The sequence below is a fragment of the Deltaproteobacteria bacterium genome (genome assembly GCA_016931625.1).
In the GTDB taxonomy this organism is placed as follows: domain Bacteria; phylum Myxococcota; class XYA12-FULL-58-9; order XYA12-FULL-58-9; family JAFGEK01; genus JAFGEK01.
Window position 1 is genome coordinate 1 of the sequence record JAFGEK010000072.1, and the last position, 9,498, is coordinate 9,498.

A 9,498-nucleotide genomic window follows, 5' to 3' on the forward strand; every position below is an offset into this window, starting at 1 on the left:
TCTCTACGTCATGCCCTCGAAAGAGGGCATCCAGTAAAGCCTAATAAAATCGATCAATTACAGAGATGAGATCAAGAGTCAGCTAATGGGTGCTGGTTGTGGCAGTGATGATACAAAAAAAAACTGAACCAGTAACCACTCTTACTATTGCTAGCTATCTTACCTCAAACGGTGAAGTTGCGGCACTTCAGATTCTTATAGACGCTTATACAAAAAAGACCATCCTAACGTAAACATCGTAACCAAACAACTTCCTTTAAATCCGGGAGGTAGTGGAACTGTGCTAATGGGTTTAGAAAATGCTGATTATCCAGATTTTGAACCCATTGAAAAAGGTGGATGGGATTTAACTATTCAAACAAATAATACTTGGGTATATACACCTACATTTAAGGATATATTGCACGATCTCAGTACTGAAGAAAAGCTAGCTGCGGCTAAAGATAAGTTTTTACCTGCAGTACAAAACAACATGATGGATGGGACCAAGTGGCTCGGTATGCCAATAGGCATCACCCGTTTTAATGGCAGCTACTTATAATCTTAACGCAATTTCAAACCTTGGTATTGACAAGCTACCAAGTAGCATAACAGAGCTTGAAGAATTGTGCGATGCATATGTAGCTCACGATAAAACAGGTGCAGTACCATGGATTTCTTCGAGTAGTTCAAGCGCTATGTGGGTTGAGATGGCTGTTAAAAATTTAATAAAATAATTTTAGAAATAAGTTTCTCATTACGTATTCCAAATAAGTTTTTAAAAATGACGTCGCCGTCTGGTTTAAGCCTCTAATTTGGAGAACAGCATGCCACGTAGAAGAACTACAACATCAAGTACTATTAACTCCGCTACAAATGCTGCTAACAACGTTCGCGCAACAGTAAATACAAATGCTGCAAGTACGGTAGCATTTATGGGGCAAAACAAAAGAGCGAAGCAGAGCTTGCAGCCAAAAAAGAAGATAATCAAGCTAAGGAAAAAGCTTTAGATAAAACGATTCAGGGTAATAAAGAGGGCGGCAAAGATAATTTTTAACTGTGTCCACTTTGCACCTAAAAATTGTTGTTAATAAATAATAATGATGGATGAATAAATGAATTGTAGCATAAATATATGTTTTAACTAAACCTACTTATTTATTTAATTTTACAGCCATGCATATTGTATGAAAAAAGGGGGCTTGCAACCAAGCCCCTTAAATTAAAAATACACTATATATAGTTAATACTTAGCTTTTACGGCCTTTAGCGATACCCACAAAAGAATCTACCTTAAGTGAAGCGCCACCAACTAGGCCGCCATCGATATCTGGTTGACCGAGCAGCTCGGCAGCATTATCAGGTTTAACGCTACCACCATAAAGAATGCGCACAGTATCAGCCCAAGCAGTATCTTTGGTGCGCAGAAGACTACGAATAAAAGCGTGTGCTTCTTGTGCTTGTATAGGGGTAGCAACTTTACCAGTACCAATTGCCCAAACAGGTTCATAGGCAATGATTAATTTAGCTAAGTCGGCAACTGCAAAACCAGCGAGAGCGCCTTCGAGTTGCTTTTTAACAATTTCGTTGGTTTTGCCAGCTTCACGTTGTTCTAATGTTTCACCAACGCATAAAATTGGCACTAAACCAGCGCGCAAGGTGGCTTGTAAACGCTTGTTTGAGCTTTCGTTGGTTTCACCAAAATATTGGCGACGTTCAGAGTGCGCAATGAGAGTATAAGTGCAACCAGCTTCTTTAATCATTGGGCCAGAGATGCAACCAGTAAATGCACCTTGATCTTCATAAAACATTTCTTGCGCAGAAACCCCAATATTTGAGCCAGCAAGCTTTTGCGCAACAGCATGAATGGCTAAATATGGTGGAGCAACGGCAAAATCACAATCTTTAATAGACGCAACCGCGTCACGGAGTTCTGTAACAAAGCTTACTGCTTCGCTAACGGTTTTGAACATTTTCCAGTTGCCTGCAATTAACTGACGGCGGGCCATAATAATAATCCTTACTTAAAAAGTTAAGTTTTAAAACACAGCCAGGTGATATTTAAAAACACCTGACCAGAAAAAATTGATTTATTTTTTACGTCATCACCAGAAGTATCAATATATTGAATTAACTCCTGGGTTGTCGCATACGCGGCATTGACGATAAATTTTAAATTTAGCTTAAAACAACAATACCTGGCAGTGAGCCATTTTCAATAAACTCTAAACTGGCGCCACCACCGGTTGATACATGATCGATTTTGTCTTGAATGCCAGCTTTTTCGATTGCTGAAACTGAATCGCCACCACCGACTACCGTGAATGCTTCAGAATTAGCAACAGCTTGCGCTAAAGCATTGGTGCCCGCCGCAAATTGTGACCATTCAAAGACGCCCATGGGGCCATTCCAAAAGACAGTGGCAGCTTGGGCAATACGTTCGCTATAGAGTTTGCGAGTCTGCGGACCAATATCGAGAGCAAGTTTACCAGCGGGAATATTTTGTGTGGTTACTGCTATCAAAGTCGCATCTTCGCTAAAGGTATCGGCGCAGGAATGATCGATGGGTAATAAGATATCAACCCCGCGATCTTTGGCGCGTTTGAGCAATTCTTGGGAGTGACGAACTTGATCTTCTTCAAATTTTGAACCACCAACATCAACACCTTGCGCCTTTAAAAAGGTATAAGCCATAGCACCGCCAATAAGCAGAGTATCGGCTTTACCTACGAGTGAACCCAAAACCCCAATTTTATCAGCAACCTTGGCGCCACCTAAGATAGCAACAAATGGTTTTTGAGGGTTGTTGACTAACTTAGAGATAGATTGCACTTCTTTTTCAAGTAAAAAACCACCACCCGAAGCTTGCACATACTTAACTATGCCGGTTACCGAAGCATGTTCGCGATGACTTGAGCCAAATGCATCGTTTACAAATACCTCAAATGGAGCTGCCAAAGCTTTAGCAAACTCGGGATCATTTTTGGTTTCACCTTCATGAAAGCGTACATTTTCAAGCAGAATGATACCGCCTGGGCGTAGGTTTTTGACCATTCCTTTGACGCCATCACCAATGCAATCTTCAGCAAAAAGCACGTCTTTGCCTAAAATTTCGGAAAGGCGGGCGCCAACCGGCTCAAGCGAATATTTCATATCGCGTTTGCCTTTAGGACGACCTAAGTGCGAGGTTATTGCTAAGCGAGCGCCTTTATCGAGCGCGAATTTAATGGTTGGCAGTGCTGCATTAATACGAGCATCGCTAGTAACTTTGCCGTCTTTCATGGGAACGTTAAGGTCAAGGCGCATAAATACTGCTTTGCCTTCAAGATTTAAATCACGAATAGAGCGCATATGCTTCACCCAAAAAGAAAATGCCCTTAAAATTAAGGGAAAAATTGTGAGTAATAGCTATAAAAGCTTTTGATTTTGCAGGCGCAACATGACGCTTGTTGCCAGCTAGCGTCAAGGTGTTTAGTTACAAATTTTACATTAATTGTTATTGGGCGTTGTTGTGGAGATAACTATGGGTTTTTAGGTCGAACCATCTGTTATTATTTAAGTTTACACATTTTTTTAAAGTTATTGCAATGTGCTAATTTACCATTTATAATTGGTAAATGGCACAACAAATTACCATTGATGCGACTGGTCGCATTGTAATTCCGCGCGATATTCGGCGACGTTATCATCTTCGTGGCGGCAGTCGTCTTCAAATTAGCGAAGATGGCTCTTGTATCGTACTTGAGCCTGCACTTGAGTCTGCTCCTCTTGCTGATGTTGATGGACTTTTAGTAGTTCAATCTTCGTTAAAGGGTGAAGTTATTGATCATCGAGATTTACGCGACGAACGTTTAATTTCACTCATTAGGGGGGCAGATGATGAAGGTCGCTTTTGATACATCATTAATAGTAGCCGCAGTGGTTGCAGCGCATCCGCAACACGCGCGAGCACGCATATGGTTTAATGCTGCTATTAATAATCAAATTAAAGGGTTTGCTAGTTGGCATGCGATAGCTGAAGCATGGGCAGTGCTTACTCGCATGCCATTAAACCCTGCAATATCTGGAGAAAGCGCTCATAAGATTTTACAACGTATTGAGAAAATTATTTCGTTATCTGCGGTGAGTGCGAATATATATCGCGAGGCTATAGAACGTTGTGCTTCATTGTCTTTGCGTTCGGGAGTTATATTTGATGCTATTCATACACTAACCGCCGAAAAGGTAGCTACAGATATAATTCTAACTTTTAATTTGCGCGATTTTCAGCGTCTTGCGACTAGTTTTTCACCCCGTATTGTTGAACCACCAAATCCACCATCAATTAATATAGGTTAAGCCAAATTGGGTAAATGACAAATTTAGAAAAGTATCAACCGGCATGCCCAAACCGAAGCAATAATCCCAGAAGCTTCAGCTAATAAACAAGGCATTATAGTAAAACGAGTGTTGCGTACATTTACCGCACCAAAATAGACTGCTAATACATAAAAAGTAGTTTCAGTAGAACCTTGCATAGTGCTGACGATGGTTCCGATAAGTGAATCGGTACCATAGTTTTTCATGGTTTCAGCAGCAACGCCGTAAGCCCCTGAACCTGAGAGTGGGCGCAGCAGTGCCATCGGTAGGGTTTCTGGTGGCATGCCAATAAAATTAGTTACTGGAGCAAGTAAATTGACAAACAGATCAAGTGCACCTGAACTGCGCAGCATGCCGACGGCAACTAAAATGGCGACTAAGAATGGGATGATACGTAAAGCGATAGTAAAACCCTCTTTGCCGCCTTCAACTATGGCATCGTAAACTTTTACTCCGCGAATAACCCCATAAAGAACAAAAGCAGCAATTAGTAACAGTAACATCCAGTTACTAAAGGCAGAGCGTAGTGCCACAGACCAACCTTCATAAAGAGAACGCTCATATGCAGCCCAGCTAAATGTTGCCAAAATTGCAAATACCGCTATCCAACCAATAAGCTTATTAAAGGTACTAGCTTTGGGTGGTTCGCGCTCGATTATAGCTGTTGCTTCGTTAACTTGTTGATTTTGTTGAGTAATAATGGTGTCTGGCACCGTTTTCGCTACGTTTTCAACATAAATGGTGTCTGGCACCGTTGGCACCGTTGGTGCAAACGCTGGTGCAAACGCAATGAAGAGCTTAGTGAGTATGATAGCAACACCGGTTGAGATAGCTGTAGCAAGCAGGGTGGTTAAAAAGATTGAAGCTGGGCTATTTGAACCAAGCGAGGCGCGCAAACCAATAACTCCAGTTGGGAATAGCGCTAGGTTAGAAGTATTAATTGCCAAAAATAAAATCATAGCGTTGGTAGCAATGCCTTTATGTTTATTGAGCTTATCAAGCTCATTCATCGCTTTAAGACCGAAGGGGGTAGCAGCATTAGCTAAACCAAGCATATTCGCGGTGAAATTTAGAATCATCATACTCATGGCCGGGTGTTCGGCAGGAACATCAGGAAATAACCTTACCATTATTGGTTTTAACCAACGAGCGACTGTGCGTAAAAGCCCGCCTTCTTGCAGCACCCGCATCAATCCTAAAAACAGGGCCATAATGCCAACTAAACCTATAGCTAAAGTGACTGCCCCTGAGGCGCTATCAACAACAGCTTTGGCTACCGAATCGAGTTTGTTTTGAGTTGCGCCTACTACTAGCGCCACCAAAACCATAGTTATCCAAATGGCATTAAGCATGGCTATAAGCCTTATCGTATGTGCTTTCATAATGCGAATTTTGAGAGGACTTTAATTCGGGACACTCCTAGGTTAAAAACGACGGTTTTTTAATATTTTGGTAGAGCGTTCCCGTTTAATGGCGGTAGAGCGACTAATACGATAACCTTTGCTTAGACAAAGCACCTTTGGAGGTCACAAATTATGGGTCCACAGCTGCTTATTTCTCTTGCCTTGATAATACCAAGTTCAGAATCAAATCCACTAGTTATTCGTGATTATAATTATCGTGAAGTAATCAATCGTGTGGTGGCTATGCCTAGTGATAACGACCTGCACCTTCGCGTTAATCGTATGGGCATGAATGTACTTAATGTTTTGTGGGAAGATACTGGACGTGCGGCAGGTTCGGCTCTTGGCCCCAATATTAGTGATGTCACTTTACAAGTTCGTGAGCAGGTCCCAGGAGGAATACAAACACATTTATTGCCGGTGATTCGCTTTCCAAATTTTACTGATAAAACCGGTGATATTAGGGCGGGCAAGTTATGGGTTCGAGTAGGCAACCACAAAAAAGGTGAATCTCTACATGCGGTGCCACTAAGCAAGGTGCTTTCAAACCTAAGGACCTATCTTAGCGACCCTGCAAGTTTGCGCGGCAGCGATGATTTTACCGCTCGACGCGATACTCATTATCTTGTGAGTGCGCAACATGTGTTTGTACCAGTGCCCAAAGGCGGCAAAGCTGAATTTAATCCTGTTATTTTTAACTACCAAAGTGCTCCCGGATCGCCTGCGGTGTTGGCATTATTAGTTACTCGCGAAGGTCTCTCGGCAACTATTGTCGAAAATAAGCCTGGTGATCAAACCCTGCAAGGTTGGGGGCAGCAATTATTTTTTAATAATGCGGGTCAACGCACCGTTTTTACCGCAGAACGTCGTAGCGATGTTAAAGCTCGTATCGAATCTGGAGCAGCAAAACCAACTGACCAAGGTGCCTTAGAAGAAGGCGCTGATATGATGATGGTAATTCAAGTACCGTTAAAGCATGAAAATCGCGGTTATTTAATGGGCAACGCTGCTAGTGGTGCTATGCCAATGGAGAGCGCGGCGCCCATGAAATATGAAGAGGACAAAAAATCAAGAATGCGATCAGACGTAGAGAAAGCCGTGATCGGCCATGGTGAAGATATGGGGCCGTTTTGGGAAATGGGCAATATGAAGCTTGAGCGCGATCCACAATTTCCGGTGCGGGTGACTGTGCAGTTTTATCGTGCAACTTCAAACGGGATTGTTAGTGAACAAGATCTTCAAGACGTCAAACAGCTTATTCGTAAAGTTTATGATGATGCTGATTATGTCGGTTCTTTAGTGGTTCCTTATGGCCCTCGTTATCGACCAACTGACTGGATTAAAGATGACCAAAACGGTGGTTCGTGGCTGCCCTGGGGCGAAGACCAACGCCAAGACTATTAGAGTAGTGTCCCAAATTCTTTTAATGTAATTGCCTAGCCGGTCAGACAGCGGTAAATGAATATATTATGGGTCAAAAAGAAGAACTTTTACGACGTACACGTTTAGTAAATGATACCAATGAAGTTAGCTCAAGTTCCACAAAAGCCGATAATAATGAAGCGCAAACTAAAGTAACAACCACTCCGATACCAAGTAATCGTCGACAACTAGGTGGCTATGAATTGCTAACTCGTATTGGTTCTGGGGGGATGGGTGAGGTTTGGTTAGCGCGTCATAAAATGTTAGGGCGCTTATCAGCAGTAAAAGTTGTGAATCCTTATTTGTTGGGGGCTGCCAATAATCGGGTTAGTCTACAAAAGCGTTTTGCCCGTGAAGCGCAGGCTATTTCTGCTTTGCGTTCTCCGCATACAGTACAATTGTATGATTATGGCACTGCTAGCGATGGTTCGTTTTATTATGCAATGGAGTTGCTCGAAGGTTATAACTTACACGAGCTGGTTGAACAATTTGGCGCCGCAACTCTGCCTTATACCCGAACTATTTATTTGTTGCGCCAGGTCTGCGAGTCGTTAGCCGAAGCCCATGAGCTTGGTTTAGTGCATCGAGATCTTAAGCCAGCCAATGTTTTTGTTGCCCGCCTAGGGTTGATGCGCGATTTTGTTAAGGTGCTTGATTTTGGCTTAGTGCGCCCGGTTGATGAAAATACCGGAACTATGGTGACCAGTACGGGCATCATTGCTGGTTCCCCAGCATTTATACCACCAGAAATAATTAAAGGTAGCTCAACGCTTGATGCCCGGGCGGATATTTATTCGCTGGGCTGTCTTGCCTATTGGCTTACTACTGGTCGTTTGGTGTTTGAAGGTGCAACCGCTTTAGAAGTTGTCGTAGGCCATGTAGAGCGTCAGGTGCAACCGCCTAGTAGCAAAGGCGCCAAAAATATACCACCAGTTTTTGAAAAGCTGATAATGGAGTGTTTAGCCAAAGATCCCAACGCGCGCCCGGCAAGTATGCAAGAAGTAGCCAGAAGGTTAATCGCCTGTCAGAACGAGTTAACTACTACCTGGAGTGAAAATAACGCCGAGCAGTGGTGGAGTGAACATCCAGCACCAAATTATAATTCCTGGCGAAATGAGCAAACGATAAACGCCTTATCTCAAGAAGAACGCGATGCGGTCGTACGTGAATGTCATGGCAATCTCGAACACTACTTTACTAAAAGTCGTATAGATTTATTTGATTTTGAGCGTCGCTTAGAAATGTTACGTGCAGCTGAAACTCCAGCAGATTTCGTTGCAGTGATGCAGGGTTTAGAAGAAGAAGAATCGGGGGCGGTAACAAGTTCTGCGACAGATAGTGAGGCTAAGGAAAATGCGGCCAATACTAAAAATATTAAAAATAAAAATGATAAAGTAAAAAATAATGAAACAATTCAGCAAAACACCGCAGAGACACAAACTAATGAAGTAAATGAAGCCAACAATAAAACAGAGAAACAAGATATTCAACAAGCAAAAGATATTAAAGATATGATGGGCCAGGCAAGTGAAATAAAAGATACTGAAAATAAAAATACATCTTCAGCACCATTGCCGGTGCAGCGCAATGCTGCCATAGCTTTGTCTACTGAAAGTACGGTGGTTAGTATTCTCGGTACTACGATTAGGCGTGGACGCTGGAGTCCGTCGCGACTAATGCGTTCAATAGCAATTATGGGTACAAGTGAACTAGATTTTAGCGATGTTACTCTTCCCCCAGGTACGACAGAGGTGCAAATAGTTTCGGTATTGGGTGATACGGCTATAATCGTGCCACCTAACATTGAAGTTGATATGCAGGGCGTCAGTATTTTAGGGGATTTTCGTCGAGTTGCCGGTGATTTAACCCCTGTAGCCAATGAAGCGACACCTATTTTAAAGGTTCGCGGGGTGGCGATATTAGGCACAGTGCGCGTGCAAGTGAAAAAACAAGAAGAAATTACAGATACCCAAAATAATGACAAACCTCGTAATATGCGTGAATTAAAACGAGAAATGCGCCGTCGTAAAAAATCTTGGTGGTAAGGGTATTCGGGTGAATATTTGTATATGGCCGAACAAGCTTATAAACAAGCGTTGCCAACATAAGATTTTAGTATTGCGCAAAAATACTATGTTTTAACTACTAGTTATTATGCGAAATCATTAGAATTTAAAGAGCCAAGTTTTGCTTTAAATGATCGACAAAGAATTGATGCCCATTTTACTTTGGGTAATATATATGTTCAGTTTAACAATAGATATGATTACGAATAAGAACAGTTAAAATATGCAACTCAGGCATAGCAATTTTTAGTCCTAAATTATCCATTCAA

General features: G+C 42.2%; 10 protein-coding genes. 7 read left to right on the forward strand and 3 right to left on the reverse strand.

Translation table 11 applies throughout. The features are described 5' to 3' along the window. Nucleotides 1-280: 280 nt before the first annotated feature. The 3 genes from JW841_06450 to JW841_06460 all read left to right on the forward strand — a co-directional run bounded on the left by JW841_06450 (nucleotide 281) and on the right by JW841_06460 (nucleotide 989). Entirely contained in the window at nucleotides 281-541 is a 261-nt protein-coding gene (locus tag JW841_06450) for a hypothetical protein (GenBank protein ID MBN1960567.1), read from the forward strand. Then, nucleotides 525-716, forward strand: a complete 192-nt coding sequence (locus JW841_06455) for a hypothetical protein (protein MBN1960568.1) — start codon at nucleotides 525-527, stop codon at nucleotides 714-716. The genes JW841_06450 and JW841_06455 overlap by 17 nt, the downstream gene beginning before the upstream one ends. A gap of 90 nt (nucleotides 717-806) precedes the next feature. Further along, nucleotides 807-989, forward strand: coding sequence for a hypothetical protein (locus JW841_06460; protein ID MBN1960569.1), 183 nt, complete (start codon nucleotides 807-809; stop codon nucleotides 987-989). Nucleotides 990-1,229: 240 nt separating this feature from the next. Here the strand turns inward: JW841_06460 and JW841_06465 are convergent, their stop codons facing one another. Then, complete coding sequence (locus JW841_06465) at nucleotides 1,230-1,988, reverse strand: triose-phosphate isomerase (GenBank protein MBN1960570.1); 759 nt, start codon at nucleotides 1,986-1,988, stop codon at nucleotides 1,230-1,232. Nucleotides 1,989-2,157: 169 nt separating this feature from the next. Further along, nucleotides 2,158-3,330 (reverse strand): phosphoglycerate kinase, encoded by a 1,173-nt coding sequence (locus tag JW841_06470; GenBank protein ID MBN1960571.1) that lies wholly within the window; start codon nucleotides 3,328-3,330, stop codon nucleotides 2,158-2,160. Nucleotides 3,331-3,596: 266 nt separating this feature from the next. On the opposite strand from JW841_06470, the gene JW841_06475 reads away from it, so the two are divergent. Next, a complete protein-coding gene (locus tag JW841_06475) occupies nucleotides 3,597-3,875 on the forward strand; it encodes an AbrB/MazE/SpoVT family DNA-binding domain-containing protein (GenBank protein MBN1960572.1) in 279 nt (92 codons plus the stop codon). Next, nucleotides 3,856-4,317 (forward strand): PIN domain-containing protein, encoded by a 462-nt coding sequence (locus tag JW841_06480; protein MBN1960573.1) that lies wholly within the window; start codon nucleotides 3,856-3,858, stop codon nucleotides 4,315-4,317. The genes JW841_06475 and JW841_06480 overlap by 20 nt, the downstream gene beginning before the upstream one ends. Nucleotides 4,318-4,340: 23 nt before the next feature. Here the strand turns inward: JW841_06480 and JW841_06485 are convergent, their stop codons facing one another. Beyond that, nucleotides 4,341-5,720, reverse strand: a complete 1,380-nt coding sequence (locus tag JW841_06485) for a spore maturation protein (GenBank protein MBN1960574.1) — start codon at nucleotides 5,718-5,720, stop codon at nucleotides 4,341-4,343. A 153-nt stretch (nucleotides 5,721-5,873) separates the two neighbouring features. Here JW841_06485 and JW841_06490 point away from each other — a divergent pair, with 153 nt between their 5' ends. Further along, nucleotides 5,874-7,145, forward strand: coding sequence for a hypothetical protein (locus tag JW841_06490; protein ID MBN1960575.1), 1,272 nt, complete (start codon nucleotides 5,874-5,876; stop codon nucleotides 7,143-7,145). Nucleotides 7,146-7,210: 65 nt separating this feature from the next. Next, the gene (locus JW841_06495) at nucleotides 7,211-9,208 is read left to right on the forward strand and encodes a protein kinase (protein ID MBN1960576.1); all 1,998 of its coding nucleotides are present in this window, start codon (nucleotides 7,211-7,213) and stop codon (nucleotides 9,206-9,208) included. The last annotated feature ends 290 nt before the right edge of the window (nucleotides 9,209-9,498 follow it).

Bases quoted from the DNA above. Each gene is read 5' to 3' on its own strand.
- JW841_06455 (MBN1960568.1), top strand. From the start codon at position 525: ATGGCAGCTACTTATAATCTTAACGCAATTTCAAACCTTGGTATTGAC.
- JW841_06460 (MBN1960569.1), top strand. From the start codon at position 807: ATGCCACGTAGAAGAACTACAACATCAAGTACTATTAACTCCGCTACA.
- JW841_06465 (MBN1960570.1), bottom strand. From the start codon at position 1,988: ATGGCCCGCCGTCAGTTAATTGCAGGCAACTGGAAAATGTTCAAAACC.
- JW841_06470 (MBN1960571.1), bottom strand. From the start codon at position 3,330: ATGCGCTCTATTCGTGATTTAAATCTTGAAGGCAAAGCAGTATTTATG.
- JW841_06475 (MBN1960572.1), top strand. From the start codon at position 3,597: ATGGCACAACAAATTACCATTGATGCGACTGGTCGCATTGTAATTCCG.
- JW841_06480 (MBN1960573.1), top strand. From the start codon at position 3,856: ATGATGAAGGTCGCTTTTGATACATCATTAATAGTAGCCGCAGTGGTT.
- JW841_06485 (MBN1960574.1), bottom strand. From the start codon at position 5,720: ATGAAAGCACATACGATAAGGCTTATAGCCATGCTTAATGCCATTTGG.
- JW841_06490 (MBN1960575.1), top strand. From the start codon at position 5,874: ATGGGTCCACAGCTGCTTATTTCTCTTGCCTTGATAATACCAAGTTCA.
- JW841_06495 (MBN1960576.1), top strand. From the start codon at position 7,211: ATGGGTCAAAAAGAAGAACTTTTACGACGTACACGTTTAGTAAATGAT.